The organism is Wolbachia endosymbiont (group B) of Athalia cordata (assembly GCF_947251845.1).
GTDB lineage: Bacteria > Pseudomonadota > Alphaproteobacteria > Rickettsiales > Anaplasmataceae > Wolbachia.
This window is the reverse complement of record NZ_OX366383.1, coordinates 878,659-903,357: the sequence shown is the minus strand read 5'-3', so window position 1 is coordinate 903,357 and position 24,699 is coordinate 878,659. Positions and strand designations below refer to the sequence as shown.

Sequence of the window (24,699 nt, the reverse complement as noted above, 5' to 3'; positions counted from 1 at the left end):
GGAAAAAGAATGCAAAATCCATTTACAAATACAGCATTTAGCATGACGGCACTAACAAATGCGATGAATATATTGCCGATAAATTATGGACGAGTTGAAAATTTAAATTTGTTTCCAAGTAGGTCAGTAAGATTTAGACATATTACCATAGAAGAACACAACGGAGTTTTAAGTCTATTGCCAACACAAGTTCCAGGAGCACCAGCAACAGTAGGAAAAAGAGGAAAAAGAAAGGTAAGAACGTTTACGATTCCGCACATTCCGCATGATGATGTAGTGCTGCCAGAAGAAGTACAAGGAATAAGGGCATTTGGATCAGAGAGTGAACTTAAAGCGCTTGCAGATGTAATAACTGATCATTTGCAGCTAATGAGAAACAAACATGCAATAACATTAGAGCATTTGCGAATGGGAGCGCTAAAAGGAATAATTTTAGATGCAGATGGATCTGAATTACTTAACCTGTACACAGAGTTTGGAATTACAGCAAAAACAGTAAACTTTGCTCTTGGCACAGCAACAACGGATGTAAAGCGTAAGTGTATGGAGGTACTAAGGCATATTGAAGATAATCTAAGTGGTGAATATATGACAGGAATTCATGCCTTGGTAAGCCCTGAGTTTTTTGATGCATTAACTTCGCATAGTAAAGTGAAAGAAGCATATGAGAGATGGCAAGAAGGAGCAGCACTAAGGAACGATATGAGATCAGGATTTACGTTTTGTGGCATCACATTTGAAGAATATAGAGGGCAAGCAACTGACCCTGAAGGAACGGTGAGAAGATTTATTGAGAAAGATACAGGGCACTGTTTTCCAGTAGGAACAGCGAGCACATTTACAACATATTTTGCACCAGCAGATTTTAATGAAACAGTAAATACACTAGGACAGCCACTTTATGCAAAACAAGAGCCAAGAAGATTTGATAGAGGGACTGATTTGCATACGCAGTCAAACCCTCTGCCAATGTGCCACCGCCCGGCCGTTTTGGTCAAGGTCGTTGCAATATAACAATACTGATAGAGCAACAAAAAGGCAGTTAGTACTCTATCAGCATATACCTTATTAGCATACTGATGAAAACTTAATGAATAAAATAGAAGAATGCAAGAGAGTATTAAGCGATTATTTAAAGATTGTTTTGCCCATCTAGGAGAAGTAGCTTTGTATGAGTCGAAAAATAAGGCATACATGGTACAAGTATTAAAGCAACAGCCAGATAAATTATACGAGATTGGTGAAGGACAATTTGTGAGGGAGATGTTGATTTTGGAGGTGAGTGTCTTTGATATATTAAAGCCAATGGTAGGAGATATCTTCGTTATTGGTAACTGTAAGTATAAGGTGCACTCACCACCACTTAGAGATAAATCTGGAATGATCTGGCGAATCGAAGCATCTGGGGTATAGAATGTCTATTCATATAGAAGTTAATAGTAATAAGGTAATAGAAAGTGTAAACGCTAAAAGAAGAAAAATAGAATTAGCAATAGTGAGTGCATTAAACAGAACGGCACTATGGTTAAAAGCGCAAGCAGCTAAGGAAATTAGTGAGGAAAAGAAAAGTTTGATAAGAAAGAGATTAAGAATTTTTAAGGCGAAAACTAGCAGATTAGAAGTGTTAATTAGAGCAAATCTCTATGACATTAGAGCATCGACAATTGGCAAGATACAAAAAACAAGAAGAGGATCGAAAGTAGGAAAGCATGAGTTTATAGGAGGATTTGCAGCAGTTATGCCAAAAGGAAATAGCGGTATTTTTAAGCGTGAAGGAAGAGCAGCATTGCCAATAAAGGAAGTTAAATTGTCACTCGAACCTGAGGCTTCAAGGATAATAGGGAATCTTGTTAATTATGAAGTTGAAAAGGTATTTGAAAAATATTTTATACATTACATGAGTTAAATTATATGCATGACAAAGTTCTGGAAAGATTTACATCAAGCAATTTGCAGCACACTGAAGGAAGAAATACCGGCTATACAGACATGTGAAATTTATCCAGCAATAAGAAAAGAATTAGTAGCGCCAGCGGTGTTTGTGGAACTAGCAAGTTTAGAACCAGGTAAAGATCCAGGTACTGAAGAATTAGCTCTGAAAGCAAGATTTGAAGCACGAATTGTGATTGATAGCACAATAGAAAATGCTCCTCTTATTGTCAGAACATTAGCTGCCGAGGTGGCAAAAGTTGTAAACAAAAATACATGGAATATAAAAAATGTTTCACCAGGAGAATTTATCTCTGCAGAAATTGACGGATTTAGACCCGAATTAGATGCATATTTGGTGTGGATGGTTGATTGGAGTCATCAGCTTCATTTAGGTAAATCGATATGGACAGAAAATAAGATTAAGCCACATACGATTATAATAGAAGAAAATGTTAGAGAGTAATTTTGCTATTTCAGAGCTGCAAAGAAAGTTAGCAAATATTGTACGAATAGGAGTTGTAAAAGAAGTAGATTATGAGAAAGCAAAAGTAAGAGTGAAGATAGGAGAACTTTTAACAGATTTTCTTCCATGGATAACTTCTAGAGCAGGAGAGGAAAGAAGCTGGCTACCACCAAGCATAAATGAACAGGTAGTAATATTGTCACCATTGGGGGAGTTATCATTAGGAGTAGTACTTCCTGGAATATATCAACAAAAGTACTCTGCACCAGAAAATAAAAAAGAGGTGAGTAGCTTAACATTTCAAGATGGAACAAAGTTGTCATACGATAAAGATAAACATCATTTAGAGATTGAAGTAGTAGACAAAATAACACTGAAAGTTGGGGGATCAAGTATAGAAATGACAAAAAGTGGAATAAAATTGAAGGCAGATAAAATAAACCTTAATTGATGAATAAATCGGTTGTGCGAGTAGGAGATTATTGTGCAGAAGCAACACCACATTTTTGCATTAGTGGCAGTAACAATGTTTTTGTAAACGGTAAGTCAATATGTAGACAAGGAGACAGTTTTAGTGAAGGAAAAGTAATGATTCAAGGATCAAAAACAGTGTTTGCAAATGGTCTTGGTATAGGAAGAGTAGGAGATATAGTTTCCTGTGGATTTAAAGTAATAAAAGGCAGTGAAAGCGTTTTTGCAAAATAGAAATGAAGGGTATGGATGCTAAAACAGGAAAAGCGTTAGAAGGAATAGAGCACTTAAAGCAATCGATAATTGATATACTGACCACTCCAGTAAACAGTAGAATCATGAGGAGAGATTATGGCTCAAGATTATTTGAATTGGTGGATAAGCCAATAAATAGAGATTTAACTTTGGAAATCTATGCAGCAACAGCAGAAGCACTGGGGAAATTTGAGAAGAGATTTAAGTTAGAAAAAGTAAAGATTGCTGAAGCTAAAGAAGGAAAAATGACTCTTGTACTTGAAGGTATGTATCTTTCAGAAGGCAAATTCATAGGTATTAGTGGAGTAGTTGTTTAGAAATGCAGACATCTAATATTATTGAAAAACTAAGCTATGAGGAAATCTTTTCCAGAATGAAGGAGGAATTAGTGTGTAGAGATGAAACCTTTTCAGCGTTAGTAGAATCCGATCCAGCAATGAAGATTCTGGAGGTAGCAGCATGGCGAGAACTTTTACTCAGACAAAGGATAAACGAAGCTGTAAAGGGTAATTTACTGAAATTTGCAAAGGGAGAAGATCTTGATAATTTGGCTGAATTTTATGGAGTAGAGAGGCAAAAAGAAGAAGAGGATGAAAGATTTAGAAAGAGGGTAAAAGCAAAAATAGCAGGTTGGTCAACAGGAGGAAGTAAGGAATATTATAAATATCATGCACTGTCAGCAGATAGTAGAGTAAAAGATGCATTAGTAGAATCACCTATACCAGGGAAAGTACAAATTTCAATCTTATCAACACAAACTGGCATATTGTCAGAAGAGCTACTAGAAATTGTAAAAAAGCAGGTTACTAGAGATGATATAAGGGTTTTAACAGATACAGTAACAGTAGTTGGTTGCAATATTACGGAAATAGATATTCACAGCAGAATGAGCATAAGTCCTGTGATATCAAAGGAGGAAATCAAGAAGCAGTTCATCAAGAAGTTTGAAGCAAGTAGAAGGCTGAGATGGAATGTTACAAGATCATGGATAATAGCAAATTTATTTGTAGATGGTGTAGAAAACGTAGAATTAATCGAGCCAAAAGAGGATGTTGTGGTTCTGGGAAATGAATGTGCAAATTTGAGAAATTTAAAGATTGAGTAATGTTACTGCCACCAAATGCAACAAGGCAGGAAAGAGCGCTAGTAGATGCGATAGATTATAAAGTAGATCCAAACTGTATCAGAGGATTTAAGTTTAGTCTTAAAGAAGAAACATTGCCGTGGTTGATTGAGGAATATGAATTGGGGGAAATACTACGCTGGGTAAAAGATAGAAGAAAAGCCATAGTAGAAGGAGTAAAATTTCAGCGTTTAAGAGGAACCCCAGAATCACTCAAAATAGCACTAAAGTGGGCAAATATAGAAGATATTACAATCATTGAGGAGCCACCTGGAAAACATTTTTTTGAACTGCAGATAGGGATAAGGGATGTTCCAAATAACTTTTTTGTGGATGCAGTAGTAGAACTTGCAAAACTATCGTTACCAGCAAGATCGCGGCTAATGAGGATTTTCAATGATCACTATAACGTTGATAGGTTTATTTTAGATGAAAGTTTATTTGGAAGTTTGTTATCAGACTACTCTGGTATAAAAGTTGAAAAAAATGGGCCAGTGTTATCGTTTGGAAGAATAAATTTTTTCAGTTCTAGAGGTCCGTTAGTAGAGATTGTAGACAACTATTTAAGAGAGCATTATGAACAAACATTTAGTAATGACATATATCGATTAGATGTAGCAGTACTTGGAGAAACAGAGGCTCATACAAAGGATTACAAAGGCATTTATGAAAGAAGTCATCAGTGGTACAACTTAAAAGCACTATATCCTCTATCACAGAGCTTATTACCAGAAATAAAGTTTGCCAAAGCACAGATTGTACTGTCAGATAGCTGGAAATTAGGAGAAATAAATGGGTGCTTTCCAGTAAGTAGCGTAGAAGAAAAAGGAAATAAATTTGTATTGGGAAACGATAAACTTTCAGGGCAACGTTGGAATTTAAAACACAAGCCAATTTTAGAAAGATTCAGTATTATCCATCGTTACAAAGTAGAAAATTATACAGATCAGAAGGTCAGAAAATATGTTTTAGCAGAACACAACATTTACTATAAAAACGACTTATATTCAGAGCAAAAAGACTCAATACACGAATTAGAAAAGCACATTTTAGTGTTTTACCCGGGAGTACTGAAATGGCACGAACATCGACATTTGCACAGAAGTTGGAAAAATAGTCAAGTAATATCTATAATAAGTTAAATGCTTATATTTAGATCCTCATATATTATATTAATAATAGGTAAAAGTGTATGAAATAAAAAGAAAAGGACTTGCTTTCTCATGCTAAAAAGGACATGACTTGAATAGCAGCAGGTAAATATAAGAAATTTATCTAACGCTAGAAAAGCTAGTTTTGTGAGGTAAGTATGAAGTTTAGCAAAGAATCTTTTAGTAAGTTTTTTAAAGAAGTATCAAGTAACGATATTAATAAAAGAAATGAAGAAGGAGAGACGATATTGCACCAAGCAGTGGAAATCTCTGATTACAAAACAGTGAGGTTATTAATAGAAAAAGGGGCAGAGGTAAATGCAAGAGATAAAAATGGTTATACGCCACTACACTGTGCAGTATTCGCAAAAAGTTTAGAAAACGTAAAAGTACTGCTAAGGGAAGGAGCGGAGGTAAATGCTACTCAATATATTACTGGATGTACGCCACTGCACTCTGCGTGCAAAATAGGAGGAGCAGGAGTTGAAATAATAAAAGAGCTGGTAAAGGCCGGAGCTGAAGTTAATCAACTAAATAAGTATGGTGCAACACCAATGTATTACATCTGGGAAAGTGAAAAGTATTGCCTATGTGATAGCAAAGAGAGTGAAAAGGTAAGTAAATTTTTGAGAGAACAAGGAGGAGTAACAAAGAGTAGAGAACTGACGTGCTATGGAATAGAGAGGCTAGTGGGAGAAATAGCAGACATGTTGAATAGGAGTTATTTACCGGAGTTAAAAATAATAGAGATAGGAGAAATAAGAAAGAGAGACAAATCACTAATAAAGGAAGAATGTGAAAATTTAGTAAGCAAGATAATCAGCCAAGTGAATGCAATGATAGATGAGGTGGTAAAAAGGAAGGCTTAAAGGAGAGACTTAATTTTCAATAAAGGTGGGGTAGATTATGGTAAAGTTTGATAAGAAAGAGAAGTCAGCAAAAGAATTATTAGAGAACTCATATAAAAATATTTATGAAAGAGACGAAAAAGGAAGAACAGCTCTACATTATGCAGTAGAGGTAAAAACAGTGGAGTTGTTAGTCGAAAAAGGAGCGAATGTGAATGCAGCAGATGTGAAAGGATACACAGCACTGCACCTAGCGGTAACGGAGAAACGTCTAGAAACAGTTAGAGAATTGATAAAATCAGGAGCCGATGTAAATGCGGAAGAATATAGAAATAAATGCACTCCATTGCACCTTGCATGTATGGTGGGGAAGGTGGAAATAGTGGAGGAGCTAGTAAAAGCAGGGGCTGAAATAGAACAAGCAGATAAATTTGGAATGACAGCGATGGATTATGCGAAAAATAGTAAAGAGGTAACTGAAGTATTGAAGAAAGAAACGGATAGAATTGAAAAGTTATTTATGAGAGGCTAAAGATATGGAGGAAGAAACAGAAAAGAAAGTAATGAATTTAGAGAAAAAATCGCTGGCAGAACTGAGGAAAATATGGAAGAAGGTATTTGAGGAAGAGGCACCTAGACATTCAAAGAAGTACCTGATACCAAGATTGGCGTATAGGTTACAGGAGAAAGTGCATGGAGAAATATCAAGAAAGGGGGCAAAAAGACTAGAATATCTAGCAGATCGACTAGAGAAGGGAAAAAGAATAAGTAGCGATAAACTGCCAGTAGCAGGAACAGAGCTGATATTAGAAAGGGGTGAAGAAACACATGCAATAATGGTAACAGATAAGGGTTTAATCTACAGAGAAGAATTTTATACGTCATTATCAGCAGTGGCAGGAAAAATAATGGGAATGAGCTACAATGGGCCGCTTCTATTTGGTTTGCGTAATCAAAAGGGAAGGGAAAATGTGTAAAGGGATAAGATGTGTAATATATACGAGAAAGTCAAATGAAGACGGTTTAGAGCAGAAATTTAACAGTCTTGATGCCCAGCGAGTAGCATGTGAGAAGTACATAAAGAGCAGAGAGGGCTGGGTAATATTGGCCAAAAGGTACGATGATGGAGGCTATTCAGGAAAGAATTTAGAAAGACCAGCAATAAAAGAATTATTTGAAGATGTAAAGGCAGGAGAAGTAGATTGTGTAGTAGTATATACGCTCGATAGGCTATCAAGAGAAACAAAAGACAGCATAGAAGTGACATCATTTTTTAGAAGGCACCGAGTAAATTTTATAGCAGTAACGCAGATATTTGATAATAACACACCAATGGGAAAATTTGTACAAACGGTATTATCAGGAGCAGCGCAACTAGAAAGAGAAATGATCGTAGAAAGAGTAAAAAATAAAATAGCAACATCAAAGGAGCAAGGGTTATGGATGGGAGGAACTTTGCCGCTTGGGTATGATGTAAAAGATAAGGAATTAATAATAAATGAAAAAGAAGCAAAGACGGTAAAACATATATTTGAGAGGTATATGGAGCTGAGATCAATGGCAGAACTGGCAAGGGAGTTAAATAGTCAAGGTTATAGAACAAAATCAGATATCTTTAAAAAGGCAACGGTGAGAAGAATAATAACAAATCCAATATATACGGGAAAAATAAGGCATTATGAGAAAGAGTATGAAGGAAAACATGAGGCGATAATAGAGGAAGAAAAATGGCAAAAAGCACAAGAATTGATAATGAATCAACCATATAGAAAAGCAAAATATGAGGAAGCGCTGCTAAAGGGAATAATTAAGTGCAAGAGCTGTGATGTAAATATGACGCTGACATATGCAAAAAAGGAGAATAAGAGATATCGATATTACGTATGCAACAATCATTTAAGGGGAAAAAATTGTGAATCAGAAAACCGAAATGTAATAGCAGGAGAAGTAGAAAAAGAAGTAATGAAGAGAGCAGAAGATTTATATGAAAAATGGGGAGAAGAATGGAAAAATTTAAGTTTTGGAAAGCAGAAAGAAGTAGTGAAAAAGTTAATAAAGGGAGTAATGGTAAAAGAAGATGAAATAGAAGTGTGTTTAGAGGGTAAGGTAGAATTTATACCAATAAAAAAGAAAGGAAACAAATGTACAGTAATTGAACCAGAAGGAAAAACAAACAATGCGCTACTGAAAGCGGTGGTGAGAGCCCATTCGTGGAAACGGCAACTAGAGCAAGGAAAATATGGAAGTGTGAAGGAGATGAGTGCCAAAATTAATATAGGCACAAGACGTATACAGCAAATTTTGAGGCTGAATTATTTAGCACCAAAAATTAAAGAAGACATAATAAATGGGAAGCAGCCAAGGAGTTTGAGGCTAGCTGATTTAAAGGAAATACCGATGCTTTGGAGTGAGCAAAGGGAGAAATTCTATGGTCTTAATTTATAAAAGCCACAGGAGATAGATGTGCCAGAAAATCAAAAGGTACCACTATTGCAAAAGGAGCTGCCACAAAGGGCCATACCAAAAGATGTTGAGATTGATGTAGAAGAGCAAATCAATGTTACAAAATCAATTATGCGAAAATATCAATATAAACAATGAAGATTTTAGTATATCGGATGCAATAGTGACAAAAAATGTATCCAATTTTAGCTGCATATTTTAATAGTAAACCTGGAGTGTAAAAGGCAGCTCAGCCAATTGTATGTTCCATATCTTCATTTTGTAGCCAGCTTAAAAATGATATAAAAGAGTATTCTTAAAAGACATTGGTATGAACTCCTTAATCTATAAATTATAGCAGTTTATATTTAAATAATAATCTTTAACTTTTTTGGCAAATTAATCTACCTAGAAACTTCTCTCCTAGGATCAGAAGTCCTTCTTAACTCTTCACGTTCTGCCCATTTCTTGCTAGATTCTCTTATTACTTCAGGATGCATTAATTTTCCAGACCTTTCAAAATATCCCTGTTCAATAGCATCGTAGACACAACAATTACCAAGTTCACAATCCTCGCCTAATTCTTCTTCATGACCTTCGAATTTTTCCAATACTTCCTCTTTATTACTCACTTCTACTATAATTTTGCTTTTATCTTGTACGTCAGGATACAGTTTAATGTCTATCTTTCCCAAACTAGTATGGAAAGTCAGTACTATATTGCCCGTAAGGTTAGTATAATTTCTTATCCCATCTTCCGTTATAATTTCTACCTCACTTTCACCGATTGCTATTACATCTCTTCTATATTCTATACTTCCATGAGTTAAATTTGCTTCATTTATGATTTTTGCAACTTCAACTACACTATTTTCTGAATATTCCAAATAGAGAATAGAGTTGTCCACTTTTACATTTTTCACCTTGCCAGTAGTTGCACTTTTAACAATTTCCATAAATTTCAAAGTACGCTTTGCATAACTTTCATAGGCTTTTACCATATTAGCTTTGTGGCTTTTAAACCCTTCTAGTTCATCAATGACAAGAATGCTGCTTATAGTATGTAGTACTACTCCTTTTGATACTAAGTTACATACTATACGACTAGCAACCTCTACATCACTTGCAATTTTAGAGTTCTTTTTTAATTCACTAATTTTTCTTATTACACAATCTGCGAAGCCATATTTACTCTCATATTTCTTGTCATATAAACTTCCTGACACAGCAAAGTTCAGCATTACTCCTGCTTCTATAGCTCTTTTTACAACTTGCTCTAACTCGTTCATGTTTTCAGCTGCATTGGCCATATCTAAAAAAGCTTTCAATTCCTCCCGTTGGTTTAATATTAAAATGTCCCATAAAGTGGAAGCTTTAGGTAAATGTTCTTTGTCCTGCCATCCTTTGTAATCAATTGCTCCTGCTTCTAACAGTAACCTTTCTGCTTCTTTAAAACGAATTTTATCACCATAACAAGTATCTCTAATCTTTTGAAAAATACGAGACTTTCCTTTGCAATCACGAAGATTTAAAATCTCTTTAAGACCTTCATTTCCTCTGTGCTGATTTAAAAACTCTCTTAGTTGATTAGTGTCAAAGCTATGACCGCAAATATTTTCTAAATGGCTTTTTGCTCTCATTTGTTCCTGAGTTAAAAAGATTTGTTCTAAAATATTCACTTCAAAAGGTTTTTTGTTAATAATTACAATATCTAGAGGAGTTTTTCCTTGTTTGTCAGGTTGATTACGTGCTCCTTTGTTCAGAAGTAAAGGTATATTTAAAGTATTATAATAAGCAGCATAGTGCAAAGGTGTTTGTCCTTCACTGTCAACTATGTTAGGGTCAGCTCCAGCCTTTAAAAGTAAAGTTATAAATGTTCTAACTGCCCAGGCCATATCTTTTTCTACTGCCAAATGCTCCATACTTTGTATTACATGCAGTATTGTCAACTTGGACTTTCCTCTTTGAAGATTGAGAACAATCTTTAGATCATCATTACTTTTGTTGTCTTGTAAAAAATTCTCAAACCTTGTAATGTTACAGAATGGAAAGTCTTTTAGGAGACTTAACAACGCCTTATTCAAATTTTTTTGGCCCTCTTTTAAGTCAGATGCGCCTGAAGACCACTCAGATATTAAATTACTGAATTCTTCCCTTTTTATAATAGAGATCAAAGAGCTGTTATCACTAAGCAGCAGTGAGTATTTAAGTGATTCATATTCATCATCCACTTGCTCTTCTTCCTGTTTTGCTTCTCTCTTCTCCAAATTATCTATATCACCATCTCTAATGAGTGCAATTAAATACTTCAAAAATTCAACATTTCTATTTTCCAATAAGGGACATGCTCCATTCTTCATGAGAATTGAAATCATTTTTGTATTTCGGCCAGCCAAGTATAATGGAGTCCTACCTTTTTCATCTACTGCATTAACATCAGCCCCATTGTTTATTAGGTGCTCTACTATTTTTGTTTTGTTACCCAAGATAGCATGATGCAAGGGTGTACTTCCATCATTATATTTCTTCCTAACACTTGCCCCATTTTTTATCAGGACCTCTACCATTCGTGTATTTCTATGTAAGATAGCATAATATAATGGATCACGATTGTATATATCCATTCTATTAACATCAGCCCCTTTTTGTATAAGAGTCTCCACTATTCGTTTATTGTTTTTCAAAACAGCAAGCTGTAATAGGCCAGATGTATCTACTTGTTTTAGCTTTTTTTCTACTTTTCCGACCACGTTACTCTCACTTAAACCAACGTCAGTATCAATAGAAGCTAGTATTTCTTCCAACTTGTCAAAACTCATAACTCTCCTCAGTTTAAAAACTCATATTTTATTATTATATACTTGACATAAAAAACAAGAGCTATGTAACATTTACTCTTAAGATGTTATCGGTTTCTGGTAAACTTTGTATCTCTACTTCATATTCATTTAGCTTAGTACTAGGTTTTAATATTCTATATGTAATGCTGCCAGCAATGGCTCCAACTATCAATGCAGCAATAACTAATATTGATAAGCTCACATGAGTAACAATACATCCCATAGTTACTGTCAACATGGCTATTACACCTACAGAGAAACCAGTCTTTATTGCTTTTGAAGTTTCAGAATGCTTCTTTTTTTGAAAATTAAGATACTCAACTATATTTTTGTGGCCGCTTCCATCAGCTAAATCCAAAGGAGTATTACAATCAACGTCCTTTACGTCAATAGTAGACTTTTTTTCCTCTACAAGATATTGAACTATGTCTGAGCGACCCATTCTAGCAGCTTCATGCAACGCAGTACTGCCATTTTTGCTTTTTGCTTCAATGTTAGCCCCTTTTTCTAACAGAGCTTGAACTACTTCTAAGTGACCAGTTTCAGCGGCAATATGCAAAGCAGTACAGCCTTCGTTGTTTCGTGTTTCAAAACTAGCACCCTTTTCTAACAGACATTGAACTACTTGCAAATGACCACGTCCAGCAGCTTCATTCAAAGCAGTATCGCCATCCTTGTTTTGTGCATCAATATCAGCACCTTTGTCTAGTAGAGCTTGTACTATTTTTAAGTAACCCTCTCGAGCAGCAATATGCAAGACATATTTGAAACTCTTCTTTAGTATGTCAGCATTATCCATTTTATCTAATAGAGCTTGAACTACTTCAAAGTGACTATTTGTAGCAGCATAATGCAAAGCAGTTAAGTCATCATTTTCTTTTGCCTCAAAAACGGCTCCTTTTTCCAACAGAAATTGAACTACTTCTAAGCGTCCCTCGCTAGCAGCAATATGCAAAGGAGTTTCATTATCATCGTTCTCTTGGTTAATATTAATTCCTTTTTCGTCTACAAAGTATTTAACTATTGCTAAGCAACCGTTTTCGGCAGCAAGATGCAAAGCAGTATCGCCATTGTTGTTTTGTGCATCAATATCAGCATCTTTATCTAATAGAGCTTGAACTATTCCTAAGTGACCTCCTCTAGCAGCATAATGCAAAGCAGTACATCCTTCGCTGCCTGGTTCCTCAACACTAGCCCCTTTTTCTAACAGAAATTGAACTACTTCTAAGTGGCCTTCTTGAGCAGCTATATGTAAAGCAGTATCGCCATTGTCGTTTTGTACCTCAACATCAGCACCTTTGTTTAGTAAAGCTTGAACTGCTTCTAAGTTGTCATCTTTAGCAGCACAATGTAACTCAGTATTACCATTACTTTCGTGTACATTAGGATACATAATTTACCTCACTCTAAAAATCCATGTTTTGATTATTATACACTTGATATAATTAGCAAGAGTTTTATGTATTTTTTAGAACAGCAAATTTGTTGTATATAGGTGTAGAAAAATATCTTTTATTTCAAATTGGATAGAAAAACACTCAACTTAGTGTCATAAGGGTTTCAATTATTTACTCCTTCAAAAAAGGTCATACATTTGCGAGAACAAGCCACGTAAAATAGGTTATAAAAATAGAAAATTTAAATTATTTCCATAATCTTAGGCAAAACAGTTCGTATGTAGATATGGATGAAATGTGCTAATGTGGCTAGTTTTAGCGTATAATGAAATCACTATATTAAAAAGTTCGCACGAATCAAGCGGTAGACCATAAGATCCCAAAACAAACAGTTCTCACGCTTCTTGGTTTTGGTTGCTGGAAATGGCTACTTTTATTAGACTTTTAGTAAAATATGATACTAGATCAATAGTAATTTATTTAATAGCAAAGGAAAACTGAGGTAATGTAGAGAAAATAAAATTTAAAGATAAAACGAAGCTCTTATATAAGCCCAGCTTAAAAACTTCAACAAAATACCATAATATTCAAAAATCCTTTGTTTTTCTGATGTATCTAATTACTATATAAAAGCTTTAGGTAATATAGGGGGTGTGTATGCTGAGGACACAACATCGAGTAAGTAATCTAAAAAAAGAGATTGATTCAGAAATCATTGATCGGTTGAAAGAGCAGCTGAATAAGCAACAAAACAGTAAATCTTTTCAATTTAAAAATAGAATAAGACGTCAATATAATCCTGATGATATTAACATTGCTAAATTGTTTCTGGCGATACGTGAGCATAGAACGGATAATCCTCAGCTAAATAAGATTAGTGAAATTGAAGGGTTACTTACTCAAGTAGAAAATATTAATGATATTGATCTCAATGATGGTGGTAATACACCATTACATGTTGCTGTAAGCAAAAATCATCAAGACATTGTTGAACTTCTTTTGAATGTGTCTGGTATAGATGTAAACATTCAAAATAATCAAGGTAATACTCCTTTACATATTGCTATTTCTAAAGGTAATGAAGAATTAGTACGATTACTCCTAAGTAAAGGAGCAAAGATTAATATTAAAAATAAGGATGATAAAACTCCACTAGATAATGCTAAGCAATCAAATAAGGAAAAGATTATTAAGACTTTAGAAGAACATTTAAAAAAATCTTCTGATCAAGTAAAAAGACTTTCTGCACAGGAGAAGGAAGTGCATGAAAAGCTCAGGAAGTTTGTTGAAGATTTTGTTTTTATTTATGAACGCTCTTTATCAGAATACTATGAAAGACTAGAAAATCAAAAAGGAAAAACAGGTAAGTGGGCTGATTTTGCTAATACGATAATGGGAACAGGACAAGGTGGAACAGAAGGAGTGGAGATAACAAAAATAAAGGCATCTTCTCTTGTTGTGATTAACGTTCTTCGATTAGCAATATCCAGCATTGGTGATAGTTATAATAGAGCAGAGCTTAAAAAGCTGGTAGATCAATTGTATATCTTTAAAAAAGATCCGGTAAAAATTAGGAAAGAGTTAGTAAAATCTGGTATTGAGATTTTTCAAAGTTTTGAGAGCCAATTTGTACAAGTTAAAGTAGATGGAAGTTGGCAGAGAGCAATGACAAAATTAGCAGAAGATGCTGTTAGTAGAGTGGTTGATTACTATAGAAAAAATACCGAAAAAGAGTTTTGTACTTACTCAATTACTGAAGGTATCGTTTTTGGAAAGTCAAAAAAATATAAACAAACCTCCACTGGTATTCCTCACATTAAGCCAGGGCATAGTTTAGAAAGTAAAAATTCAAATTCATGGAATACTGCAGAATTATTTGATAAAGCGGGGTTAGTAACAATAAAGAGTGATGGTAGCGCTGATAAATACTACAAGAGAATAGATGAAAAGAGTGATACTAGCAAATATGGTTATCGTCTTCTTTTTAAATGGGAGTTGGAAAATAAAATAAAAAAGTTCGTGAGAGAATACAGTGAAGAAAAGCCTCCTAGAGAAGAGTATAGGTATGTTTTAAAGTTAGATGGGAAAACAAATGAAGAATGGGAAGGTGAATTATTGAATGAGATTAATAAGCAAGATCCGAAGTTAATTGAAGAGAGGTTACTAAGCAATTTTAAAGAAGAAATGAAACAGGAAGCTGAAAAAAACTTCAATGAATTAGAGGGTTATATAGGTAAGAACTTTAATGAGCTATCAAGTTACATAGAAAGTAATCAAAACGAGGTTAAGAAAGTCTTTAGTGAGATAATAAAGCAACATCAGGAAGCTAGTCAAAAGATAGCACACTCTATTGCAGAGGGAAGAAAAGAAAGTCTCGAAAGTTTCGAGAAAGTAGATAAAAAGCTTGATGAAATACATAGTATAATCGTAGCAAGAGAGCAAGTAAGAGAGCCAATTTGGTTTGATGTAAAGAAGCCAGTAATTTTGTTTGCTGGAAGAAGGGAAGAGTTAATTGACCTACATAATAAGATACAACGTAGTTCAGAAAAAGTAACAGTAATATCACAAATAACCTCAATTAGCGGTTTAGGAGGAATAGGAAAAACTGAGTTAGCTAGACAATATGTTCAAGAATATAGTAAAAATTATTATGACAACGTTATATGGATCAACGGTGAAAGCGAGGTAGCTCTTATTGAATCATTTACTCGATTAGCGAAGGATAAGCTAAAAATTGATACAAAAGATGCAAATGGAAAAGAAAAGGATATAAGATCTACCGTAGAAGAAGTTTACAATTTTTTTAGTAATAGCAAAAGCTTATTTATTTTTGATGATGCTGAGGAAAGTAATTATTTGAATAAATTTTTACCACTACATGATTCATTACCGGGTGGTAATGGACCTTATATTTTAATTACTTCTCGTAATCTAGAGTGGGACAAAGGGATAGAAATTATTAACCTGAACGAATTAAAGCCAGAAGAAGCGATAGAATTTGTAAAAAAGGGCTTGAGTATAGAAGATGAATCTCAAAACGAAAAGATAAAAACCTTAGTAGAAAAATTGCAATACTTTCCTTTAGCTATAAAACAAGCAATAGCATACATTGAGGACCAAAGAGTTACCAGGGAATTTGATATAGATGATTATCTGAATGAATATGAAAAGAAGACGAAAGACCTGCTTGATTCTGCATTATTCAGAGGAATTGATAATGATTACGCAAAAACAACTTTCACCACTTGGAAAATTACAACCGATGAAATAGCAGGTAACAAAGGATATGGAGAATTAGCTTTAAGGATTTTAAATATTGTATCTTATCTTGCACCTGAGAAGATTAGCAGAGAAGTATTTTTAGGTTTGACAGGGATTAGCGAGGAGGAATTAAGGTCAGCTGTTCGTTCACTTATAAAATATTCTATGGTGAGTGGCGAGCAAAAGCAAAGTGTGTTGAGTGCCCATAAATTAGTTCAAGAAGTGACAAGAATAGCGTTAGCAGAGGAGGGTAAAAGCAAGGAGGTTATGGACGAGACTTTCAAGTTACTAGAAGCAAATTTTCCTTATGGTGGTGATAAATTAGAAGACTATCTTAGGAAACGAGAATTATTACCACACTTAGAGGCATTTTTATCACATATAGATAATTGGTTAAAAAAGAACCCTCAAGATAAAGAAAAAATAGAAGAAGATTACCTTGAGAATTTATTAATATGGATAAGTGATGGGTATTTTAGCTTTGGTAATCCCAAAAGACAAAAGGAGTTGCTAGAAAGGGCTTTACCTATTGTAGAGAAGCATTACGGAGTAGAGCACTTTGAAGTTGCTAAAACATTAATAAACTTGAGCATCCCTTATGAGGCTTTAGGTGGTTATGAAGAAGCAAAAGAGTTACTAGAAAGGGCTTTACCTATTTTAGATTATATGGGAAATCATGTTGAAGTAGCTAAAACATTAGTAAACCTGAGCATCCCTTATGGAGCTTTAGGTGATTATCAAAAAGCAAAAGAGCTGCTAGAAAATGCTTTATCTATTTTAGAGAAATATTATGGAGAAGATCATTTTGAAGTAGCTATGGCTCTAGTAAATCTTAGTACCACTTATGGAGCTTTAGGTGATTATGAAAAAGCAAAAGAGTTACTAGAAAGGGCTTTACCTATTTTAGAAAGACATTATGGAGAAGATCATTTTTACGTAGCTCTGGTTCTAGCAAATCTTGGTGTTGTTTACGAGATTTTGGGTGATGCTCAAAGAGCAAAAGATTTGCTAGAAAGGGCTTTGCCTATTTTACGAAAGCATTATGGAGAAGATCATTTTGAAGTAGCTATAGCTCTAACGAATCTTAGTAACTCTTACGAAACTTTAGGTGATTATGAAGAAGCAAAAGAGTTACTAGAAAGGGCTTTGCCTATTTTAGAGAAGCACTATGGAACAGGGCATTTTCAAGTAGGGATAATGCTAGAAAGTTTAGGTATGTCTTGTCTAGTTTTAGGTGATTATGAAGAAGCAAAAGAGTTACTAGAAAGGGCTTTACCTATTTTAGAGAGACATTACGGAGAAGATCATTTTGAAGTAGCTGAAACATTAGTAAATCTGGGTATCAATTATGGAGCTTTAAATGATTATCAGCAACAGAGTGAGTTGCTAGAAAGGGCTTTGCCTATTTTAGAGAAGCATTATGGAGAAGATCATTTTGAAGTAGCTATAGCCTTAGAAAATTTAGCTTTTGCTGAGAAAGCTTTAGGTAATCATCAAAGAGCAACAGAGTTACTAGAAAGGGCTGATAAAATATATCGAAAAGGTAAAGTTGAAGAATGTTTGCCGAGTACAAGTTTAGGAAGAAGAAAAAGAGAAGTAAAGATCGGGGAATGTGAGCTTTCTTGGGAAGATGTAGATAAATTTAACACAGAAAAAGATGAGAAAAGAGATTTTAGTAAAATTAAGATAGATAGTGAAAAGTTCGTTAATTATATTAAAGATCTACCAGAGGAAAAGCATTCTCAGCTAATTGAGCTAGCAGGTAAAGTTCAAGTTAAGGGTAAGTTTAGCAATTTGGTTGATAAGCTTACCAGTAATCAGAAAGTCATGAATCATTTAAGTAGAGTAAAGAAAATCTCTAGCATAACCATGCATGGAATGATGGTTAAAAATGTTTTAGCTGACTTTTTTAATGGAGATTATCAGGGTGTAGCAATTAATGTTGGTTTTATAGCCGGTGGTCAAGGGTTTGCTAAAGTTGCTGAAGCTGCATCTCGTAAAGGATTAAATTTACTCTCAGAAGGAAAGGCATTACTTGGTAGGTCTTTAAGGGTTGCATCACCTTTTCTTGCTCGAGGTACTTCTGCGTTTGTTATTTATGATCTAGTAAATCAGATAAAAGCATTTAAAAATAGTACTGAAGAAGCACTAGTTGGCGTAATAGGAGATAGTATTTATCTTGGAGTGGATAGCGCAGAGATTGGTATAGAAGTTGCTGAAGGTTTTGAAGTACTAGAAGGAGTATCAAGTGTTACTGGACCTATTGAAGCAGGAATTGGCGCTGTAGTATTTGTTGGAACTGATATTTATACGGCAATAAAGAGAGTTGATAAAATTGATGAAATAATTCACTTAACTGGAAGGGAAAAATTTATTGAGGGATTGCATGCATTTATAGGTATGCAACCTGAACAATATATAGAAGAATTAATGGAGGAAAAACAACTTTATAACCAATTAGTTAAGCAAGGATTTGAGTATCTAAAGAAGCATAGTGATATTCAAAGCTATGTCTTTCCTACTGGTAAATCAATTGTAGATTTTTGTCGTGAAATGTCATACCCAACATCAATTGGAATGATATTAGGCTATCATACTGAAGAATGCACAACTAAGTTTGAGATAGATTTGAACAGTACAGTACTACTTGATAGAAAAAGAAATGATATAAAATGGAGTAGAGCAAGACCGGATGATCCAAGCGGTGGAAGATTATTTTGTTTACCAAGGGGAGATGATGAACCTGCTTCGAGTTATGGGTCGTATTTATGTAAAAATGCAATTGGTTTATCTGATAACAAAACAGAAGGGTATACTCTAATTAATTTAGGAGAAGGTGAAGATTATGCAAAAGGATTTAAGGATAGCCCGAACATATTTGTAGTGAATGATGGTTCTAAAGAATACTATGGGGGAAATAAGAATGATATATTTGTTTTACAGGGAGATCTTATAGCAGGATCCTTGTACGGAAAGGGTGGAATTGATACCTTAGATCTCACTGGATTGACTCAAGAAGATGTAAGTGTGGCGGTTAATTTAAATGCAAACATTGGTCTTATCGTACATAAGCTCCGTGGTCATTCTGGCTTCAAAATTAATTCAGTGGAAAGAGTGCTTGGTAGAAAAGCTAAGGCAGATCATATATTTAGTGCATGTAAAACTAAATTTTTGGATGGTAATAGTGGTAGCGAAGAACAACTTGATTATTTGCAAATAGAAAGTAATAACTGTGCCTATAATATACAAGTAATAGTTAGGCCTTATACTGAAGTAAATAGTCTGGCACTAAAAGGTAACTTTAGCTATATTGTACCATTTCAAAAAGGTAGTGCATCTGTTAAATTACTTACTAATTTAGAAAGTAATCATAGGATTATATTCGACTACTTGCTTGCTGATATTCAGAGTGTTGATGTTAAAGATCAAAATAGTATAAAGTTCAATTTTTTTCCAAAAGTTGCAAATGGAAACTTTAGTATAGCTATCTCATATAACATAATGAACAATATAACCTATCAATTAAAAGACAGCGCTGAAATAAAAGTGGGTAAGGAAAGAAATTTGTATGCAATACAGAGTACTAATACAACTATTGATGAAATTATAAAAAGTTATCCAGCTATAGCGAATAAACTCAATATGACTATCGCTGTGCAATCAGGTGGTGAATCTATACTTGTTGGCCATGGGAAATTTGAGGCACTTCACAATCACCCGATCCATAACAGTCACTTAATTGGAAATGGTGGTGAGAATATATACGTAATTACTATAGCTTCAGGTAAGAAAAGATATGAACATAGTATTTCTTCTATGCCAGAAGTAAACATCTATAATTTTGATAAAGGAAGTTCCATAGATACGTTAGATTTACGTAACGTGGTAAAAATAATACAAGATGATTTGAAAATACATATTAATCTGCCAAGAATTTTTCAAGATGGAAATGATTTGCTAGTTAAGTTAGAAACAGAAATGGGACAAAGTTTTTTATTAGAAGTGCTAACAATAAGATTAAAAGACGGTTTGGATTGGTATGAAAATCTTCATATTATCTCAGATAGTGCGCCTATGAAAATAAGTTCTGAATTAGAATTAAAACCACAACCTTTGATATTTGAAAAGGATAAGGAGATTATTGTAGTAACGAATCAAGATGTGGAGAAAGGTACTGAGCTTATCACGCCTAGAAAAGGAGGAAACTATACTTTTGTTCGTAACAATTTCCGTGATTTAATAATAACTAATGCTTTTGACTCGACTATTACTAAAGATAATCTCTGCAGTATTACACTTAGTAAATTCTATAAAATACCTAAGATGAAAGCGTTATCAATAAAATTTGCTGATAAAGAGATAGTGTTAAAAGATCATGAGAAGGAAATAAATGCTGCAAGAGATATAAATATTGTAAAAAGAGAACATAGGAATCAAGTTTATAGTGATGTTTTCACAGAAGTTATGATGTTATCTGACCAACCTCATAGACATAGGCAGCACATTAGAAATCGTAGAAGTGAGTACGCAATTAGTAGTGGTACAAGACCATCTTCATGGATAAATGGTTTATTTGGTTGGATAAAAAGCTCTATAGGTGGGTTTAGAGCTGCTTTGCCTGAAACCTCAGCAAATTATTCTAATACAGCTGGTACTAGCCAATTTAGCAGTGAAGTTTGTGTCAGCAATAATATTGGCTTAGGATTCTTCTTATTACAAAGTTTCTTAGATAAAAAATATCCTCTTCCTAAGTTTTGTTCTGTTACTCCTGAAGAAGCTCTGGCTAACACACTGAATATCGTAGAAGAATTTGAAAAGATATTTGAAAAAACAGCTAAACAATCTGATGTACTAGTAAAAGATGTTAACTTTTTTAAAGTATATTTAGATATAGCAGGCCACGTAAGGAACGAGAGTTACTCCCAAATACCAAATATTTTATATTCAGCTGCAAAAGAAGCTTGTCTGAAAGATGAAAAGTTTTTGAGTATTTTAAAAGGCAATATTGAAAAGATGTGTGATGAGCAACAAATGGTTAACAGTAATAATCAGGAGCAAGGTATAGCTAATGTAGATCCTTCATCTTTACTTAATAGGGTTGTTATAGAATTCGCGAATAATAAGGGCTTGAAAGGAGTTTATTTAACACTCCCTTTGAGTTTAGATCAAAGATTGTAAGGTTAAATCTTCCATCCAAATAACCACGCACTCTACCTGCTTATCTGGGTAGACTTCTTGCACTAAGGTTTTATAGATCAACATTTGCTTTTTTATTTCATTTGATGAGGAAATAGAAACGTTATGGTGTGATTTATAGTCAATTATGATTGCTTTGTCTTCTGTTATACACAGTCTGTCTAGCCGCACTAATACTGGTTTTCCGTCAATTGTTCCACTAAGTGGAATTTCTGATTTGCCCTCCAAGTCGAACAGGTAATCATATTTTTCATTAAAGGTTAATATTTTGCTGTAAATTTCATCCTTATCTTCACTAGTGTTTATGCTATCAAGATATTTCCTAACCCAATTTTTTCTCCTGTCTTTCTCTATCTTGGGCATATATTGCAATATACTGTGAATTATTAAGCCTCTTGCATAGCTGTCTGTCGTCCCAATGCTCCTTTTTGTCATTCCAGCATTCTCATCTGTCATCCCAGTGCTTGACACTGGCTTTTTTTCTCCAGGTTCCAGCGTTACGTGCTGCAATGACATTGATAGGTTTGATGGAGGTGAAATCACTGGAACATCAAAATAATCACGTTTTTTATAAATAGAAGGGTAGTTTGCATTCATGCATAGCACTTCAACTTTTTCTTTAAATATCGGCTGTAAGTATAGTTTTTTCCTCTCATATAATGCTCCATATTGAATAACTAGATCATACCAAGAGCCCTTTTGCACTGGCTCTTTGCCTAAAATGTATAACTCATCTTCAGCACGCGTAAGTGCCACGTACAGCAAACGCAAATATTCGTTATAATCCTCTAGTTTTTTCTCTCTTTTTACTTGATTACAATAAGCATTACTATTTTTGCCACACCAAAATGGTGCTTCCGTTGCATCAAACAAAATATTTTCACTGTTTCTTGGTACTGTATTTGTGTCAACTAAAAACACTATTGGAGCTTGTAGACCTTTTGATTTATGAATTGTCATTATTCGTACAGCATTGAGTTCTGATTGCATATCGTTTTTAATCTCAGGATTATTTCCTTTGATCCACTGAACAAATGCTTGAAGAGATGGGTGCTCAAATTGCAATACGAGGTTCATAAATTCGTCTAGAATCTCGAAGCACTCAAGACCTAGCCTTGCAGCAAATTTCTTCTTGCCTGTGCGCAATATATGCGTGAATAGTGTAAGGGGGGATTCTGTCTGAGATAAATTAATTAGATAGTTTAATTCATTAGAGATAATCTCCTGATAATCTTGAAGTTTTTCCCACAACGACTGTTCTTTACGATCGTATGCAATATTGAATAAATCATCCTCAGTGAAGTTAAATAGCGGTGATTTTAAAACATTTGCAAGAGCAAGATCATTTGCCTGGAGGAGCAAAAATTCAGCTAAAGCTATTAAGTCCTGCACAGCTATGTAATCCATAATTCTAAAATAATCTCGGCCTATAACTGGTACATTTACTTTTTTTAGTTCACTTATTATGTAATCAACTAACACATTTCGCTGCCGTACCAAAATCATAATATCCCTTGGTTCTATATGACGATCTTTGGCGACTAAAATCCGCCCTTCGTTTAACCAATTGTGAATTCTTTGGGCTATTGCCTGAGCAAGTAATCGATCTGTTACTACATAATCTTTCCTCTGTATTAAATGAATTTGTAAGGCTTGCTGCTCTTCCTCTTTATACCTTGGCAGTAACGGCCAGATTTCAATGTACCCTTGATCGTTTTCTCTATATGGAATATGTTTTATCTTGTTATCATTGAAAGATATTTCTTCACGAAAATTGTTAAATATTCTGTCTACAAGCATCAAAACTTCTGGAGTTGAGCGAAATGACTTTTCAAGTTGACATGATACCCAATCTCTGCCACCGGTTTTCGTGTGAAAATATTGCTGCATGTAATTAAATAGATGGGGATTTGCTCCTTGAAATCTGTAAATTGATTGTTTTACATCGCCAACAACAAATAAAGTTCTCTTTTCATCACTGCCGGTAAAAAATTCATCGCAGAGACTTGTTATAATTTTCCATTGACTAATACTATTGTCTTGTGCCTCGTCAACAAGAATGTGGTCTATTTTTTGGTCTAGATTAAACAATATCCAATCTTTATTGCCTGGATTGCTAAGGAGATTTGTTGCTAAATTGATGATATCATCATAATCAAGCAGTGCATTCTTTGATTTTTCATTATTATATAGATCAACATATACTTTAAATATACTAAGTAAACTACTGGTTCTTCCGAATATTTGATAAGAATTCATGTCTTTTACGTGAGTGGATACTGTGTTTTGAATGCTTTCTATCATTTGCTCTGCATCTTCAAATTTTTCCAAAGTACCCTTTGTTATAATTGATGATATGCTTTTTTTTTCCTGCGATTCTGACTTCAGAAATACTTTGGCTAGATTTTCTATCTTAGTTTCATCCCACTTTATTCCGGTGTCATCCAAGTAGCTGACACTGGGATCTGCTAGGCCTGGTGTCATTCCAGTGCTTGACACTGGAATCCACATATTTTCTTTCTGGATCCCAGCTGGGATGACAGTAGAATAAAGTATCGCACTGTAACTCTGATCTCTTTTGCTTCCCTTACTTAATATTTCAGCTAATCTTTTTATCTGCTCAATCGTTTCATTCTGTAAATTGTCAATCTTGTCTGGGACGCTTAGTTTATCTTTTATATATCCTAAATTATTTTCTAGAGCTGATCTCTTTATACATAAGGTATAGAGCAAATCACGCAGCTTATTTTCATCAATTTCAGCTGCAACGATATTGATATCGTCCTGCACAGTTTCATTATGAAGCGTTTTTTCAAATACGATGGAATGCAATTCTTTACATTCGCTCAACGTACAATGTGGAGCGATACCAGCTTCTGTAGGAAAGCTGGAGATTAATTTGTAACAAAAGGCGTGTATAGTTTGAATATTAAGACCAATATTTTCCAGTTCAGAAAAAAGCCTTCTTGCTCTTGTTAAATAATCTTTATTTTCTCTGGTCACACACTGGGCTAATTGTTCTAAATCTGTGACCAATATACCCTCTGGACATATTGCCCACTTACTAAGTGTACTGTAAATGCGATCCTCCATTTCATTTGCTGCAGCATTGGTAAATGTTAAGCAGAGAATATTTCTCTTATTCTCTAATAGAAGTCTTAATACTCTGTCTATTAAGATCTTTGTTTTACCTGTACCAGCTGATGCACTTACCCATACAGAGAAGTTAGGATTTATGGCATTTGATCTCATTAGGAGTGTATAAAGTTTGACTGAAGTGGCATTTCAAGTATAGTAAATAAGATAGTGTTAGTGAAGAT

The 24,699-nt window shown here is 34.3% G+C and carries 18 protein-coding genes; 15 read left to right on the top strand and 3 right to left on the bottom strand.

The features are described 5' to 3' along the window. The first annotated feature begins 9 nt into the window (after positions 1 to 9). The 14 genes from OPR30_RS04125 (at position 10) to OPR30_RS04060 (ending at position 8,844) form a co-directional block, all read left to right on the top strand. Positions 10 to 1,014, top strand: coding sequence for a major capsid protein (locus tag OPR30_RS04125; protein WP_265030469.1), 1,005 nt, complete (start codon positions 10 to 12; stop codon positions 1,012 to 1,014). Between the two features lie 93 nt (positions 1,015 to 1,107). Then, positions 1,108 to 1,413 (top strand): head-tail joining protein, encoded by a 306-nt coding sequence (locus OPR30_RS04120; protein ID WP_265030468.1) that lies wholly within the window; start codon positions 1,108 to 1,110, stop codon positions 1,411 to 1,413. Between the two features lies 1 nt (position 1,414). After that, positions 1,415 to 1,906 carry a phage tail protein gene (locus OPR30_RS04115; RefSeq protein ID WP_265030467.1) on the top strand — a complete coding sequence of 164 codons (492 nt, stop codon included), beginning with the start codon at positions 1,415 to 1,417 and terminating at the stop codon, positions 1,904 to 1,906. A 9-nt stretch (positions 1,907 to 1,915) separates the two neighbouring features. Then, on the top strand, positions 1,916 to 2,395 hold the full coding sequence (locus OPR30_RS04110) for a hypothetical protein (RefSeq protein ID WP_265030466.1): 480 nt from the start codon (positions 1,916 to 1,918) through the stop codon (positions 2,393 to 2,395). Next, the gene (locus OPR30_RS04105; protein ID WP_265030465.1) at positions 2,382 to 2,846 is read left to right on the top strand and encodes a phage baseplate assembly protein V; all 465 of its coding nucleotides are present in this window, start codon (positions 2,382 to 2,384) and stop codon (positions 2,844 to 2,846) included. The genes OPR30_RS04110 and OPR30_RS04105 overlap by 14 nt, the downstream gene beginning before the upstream one ends. Next, a complete protein-coding gene (locus OPR30_RS04100) occupies positions 2,846 to 3,100 on the top strand; it encodes a PAAR domain-containing protein (protein ID WP_265030464.1) in 255 nt (84 codons plus the stop codon). The genes OPR30_RS04105 and OPR30_RS04100 overlap by 1 nt, the downstream gene beginning before the upstream one ends. 2 nt (positions 3,101 to 3,102) lie before the next feature. Next, entirely contained in the window at positions 3,103 to 3,438 is a 336-nt protein-coding gene (locus OPR30_RS04095; RefSeq protein WP_264683278.1) for a GPW/gp25 family protein, read from the top strand. Positions 3,439 to 3,440: 2 nt separating this feature from the next. Continuing rightward, a complete protein-coding gene (locus OPR30_RS04090; RefSeq protein WP_265030463.1) occupies positions 3,441 to 4,226 on the top strand; it encodes a baseplate assembly protein in 786 nt (261 codons plus the stop codon). Next, on the top strand, positions 4,226 to 5,386 hold the full coding sequence (locus tag OPR30_RS04085) for a phage tail protein (protein ID WP_265030462.1): 1,161 nt from the start codon (positions 4,226 to 4,228) through the stop codon (positions 5,384 to 5,386). Before OPR30_RS04090 ends, OPR30_RS04085 begins: the two co-directional genes overlap by 1 nt. Before the next feature lie 167 nt (positions 5,387 to 5,553). Further along, a complete protein-coding gene (locus tag OPR30_RS04080; protein ID WP_264685640.1) occupies positions 5,554 to 6,264 on the top strand; it encodes an ankyrin repeat domain-containing protein in 711 nt (236 codons plus the stop codon). 37 nt (positions 6,265 to 6,301) lie between these two features. Further along, entirely contained in the window at positions 6,302 to 6,775 is a 474-nt protein-coding gene (locus OPR30_RS04075; RefSeq protein WP_264685641.1) for an ankyrin repeat domain-containing protein, read from the top strand. A gap of 4 nt (positions 6,776 to 6,779) precedes the next feature. Next, entirely contained in the window at positions 6,780 to 7,220 is a 441-nt protein-coding gene (locus OPR30_RS04070; RefSeq protein ID WP_264685642.1) for a DUF2924 domain-containing protein, read from the top strand. Beyond that, positions 7,213 to 8,688, top strand: a complete 1,476-nt coding sequence (locus OPR30_RS04065; protein WP_265030461.1) for a recombinase family protein — start codon at positions 7,213 to 7,215, stop codon at positions 8,686 to 8,688. Before OPR30_RS04070 ends, OPR30_RS04065 begins: the two co-directional genes overlap by 8 nt. 18 nt (positions 8,689 to 8,706) lie before the next feature. Next, the gene (locus OPR30_RS04060; protein ID WP_265030460.1) at positions 8,707 to 8,844 is read left to right on the top strand and encodes a hypothetical protein; all 138 of its coding nucleotides are present in this window, start codon (positions 8,707 to 8,709) and stop codon (positions 8,842 to 8,844) included. A gap of 245 nt (positions 8,845 to 9,089) precedes the next feature. On the opposite strand, the gene OPR30_RS04055 is transcribed toward OPR30_RS04060, so the two are convergent. Both OPR30_RS04055 and OPR30_RS04050 read right to left on the bottom strand, forming a co-directional pair. Beyond that, positions 9,090 to 11,504 (bottom strand): ankyrin repeat domain-containing protein, encoded by a 2,415-nt coding sequence (locus OPR30_RS04055; protein ID WP_265030459.1) that lies wholly within the window; start codon positions 11,502 to 11,504, stop codon positions 9,090 to 9,092. 61 nt (positions 11,505 to 11,565) lie between these two features. After that, positions 11,566 to 12,918: an ankyrin repeat domain-containing protein gene (locus OPR30_RS04050; RefSeq protein WP_265030458.1), complete on the bottom strand. Its 1,353-nt coding sequence runs from the start codon at positions 12,916 to 12,918 to the stop codon at positions 11,566 to 11,568. Between the two features lie 661 nt (positions 12,919 to 13,579). Between OPR30_RS04050 and OPR30_RS04045 the strand changes: the two genes are divergently transcribed. Continuing rightward, positions 13,580 to 21,361: a tetratricopeptide repeat protein gene (locus OPR30_RS04045; protein ID WP_265030457.1), complete on the top strand. Its 7,782-nt coding sequence runs from the start codon at positions 13,580 to 13,582 to the stop codon at positions 21,359 to 21,361. On the opposite strand, the gene OPR30_RS04040 is transcribed toward OPR30_RS04045, so the two are convergent. Beyond that, positions 21,344 to 24,631, bottom strand: coding sequence for a UvrD-helicase domain-containing protein (locus OPR30_RS04040; protein WP_265030456.1), 3,288 nt, complete (start codon positions 24,629 to 24,631; stop codon positions 21,344 to 21,346). The genes OPR30_RS04045 and OPR30_RS04040 overlap by 18 nt on opposite strands. Positions 24,632 to 24,699: the final 68 nt, after the last annotated feature.

What these genes read in the sequence shown, in the direction of transcription:
- OPR30_RS04125 (WP_265030469.1), top strand. Translation starts at nt 10, where the DNA reads ATGCAAAATCCATTTACAAATACAGCATTTAGCATGACGGCACTAACA.
- OPR30_RS04120 (WP_265030468.1), top strand. Translation starts at nt 1,108, where the DNA reads ATGCAAGAGAGTATTAAGCGATTATTTAAAGATTGTTTTGCCCATCTA.
- OPR30_RS04115 (WP_265030467.1), top strand. Translation starts at nt 1,415, where the DNA reads ATGTCTATTCATATAGAAGTTAATAGTAATAAGGTAATAGAAAGTGTA.
- OPR30_RS04110 (WP_265030466.1), top strand. Translation starts at nt 1,916, where the DNA reads ATGACAAAGTTCTGGAAAGATTTACATCAAGCAATTTGCAGCACACTG.
- OPR30_RS04105 (WP_265030465.1), top strand. Translation starts at nt 2,382, where the DNA reads ATGTTAGAGAGTAATTTTGCTATTTCAGAGCTGCAAAGAAAGTTAGCA.
- OPR30_RS04100 (WP_265030464.1), top strand. Translation starts at nt 2,846, where the DNA reads ATGAATAAATCGGTTGTGCGAGTAGGAGATTATTGTGCAGAAGCAACA.
- OPR30_RS04095 (WP_264683278.1), top strand. Translation starts at nt 3,103, where the DNA reads ATGAAGGGTATGGATGCTAAAACAGGAAAAGCGTTAGAAGGAATAGAG.
- OPR30_RS04090 (WP_265030463.1), top strand. Translation starts at nt 3,441, where the DNA reads ATGCAGACATCTAATATTATTGAAAAACTAAGCTATGAGGAAATCTTT.
- OPR30_RS04085 (WP_265030462.1), top strand. Translation starts at nt 4,226, where the DNA reads ATGTTACTGCCACCAAATGCAACAAGGCAGGAAAGAGCGCTAGTAGAT.
- OPR30_RS04080 (WP_264685640.1), top strand. Translation starts at nt 5,554, where the DNA reads ATGAAGTTTAGCAAAGAATCTTTTAGTAAGTTTTTTAAAGAAGTATCA.
- OPR30_RS04075 (WP_264685641.1), top strand. Translation starts at nt 6,302, where the DNA reads ATGGTAAAGTTTGATAAGAAAGAGAAGTCAGCAAAAGAATTATTAGAG.
- OPR30_RS04070 (WP_264685642.1), top strand. Translation starts at nt 6,780, where the DNA reads ATGGAGGAAGAAACAGAAAAGAAAGTAATGAATTTAGAGAAAAAATCG.
- OPR30_RS04065 (WP_265030461.1), top strand. Translation starts at nt 7,213, where the DNA reads ATGTGTAAAGGGATAAGATGTGTAATATATACGAGAAAGTCAAATGAA.
- OPR30_RS04055 (WP_265030459.1), bottom strand. Translation starts at nt 11,504, where the DNA reads ATGAGTTTTGACAAGTTGGAAGAAATACTAGCTTCTATTGATACTGAC.
- OPR30_RS04050 (WP_265030458.1), bottom strand. Translation starts at nt 12,918, where the DNA reads ATGTATCCTAATGTACACGAAAGTAATGGTAATACTGAGTTACATTGT.
- OPR30_RS04045 (WP_265030457.1), top strand. Translation starts at nt 13,580, where the DNA reads ATGCTGAGGACACAACATCGAGTAAGTAATCTAAAAAAAGAGATTGAT.
- OPR30_RS04040 (WP_265030456.1), bottom strand. Translation starts at nt 24,631, where the DNA reads ATGAGATCAAATGCCATAAATCCTAACTTCTCTGTATGGGTAAGTGCA.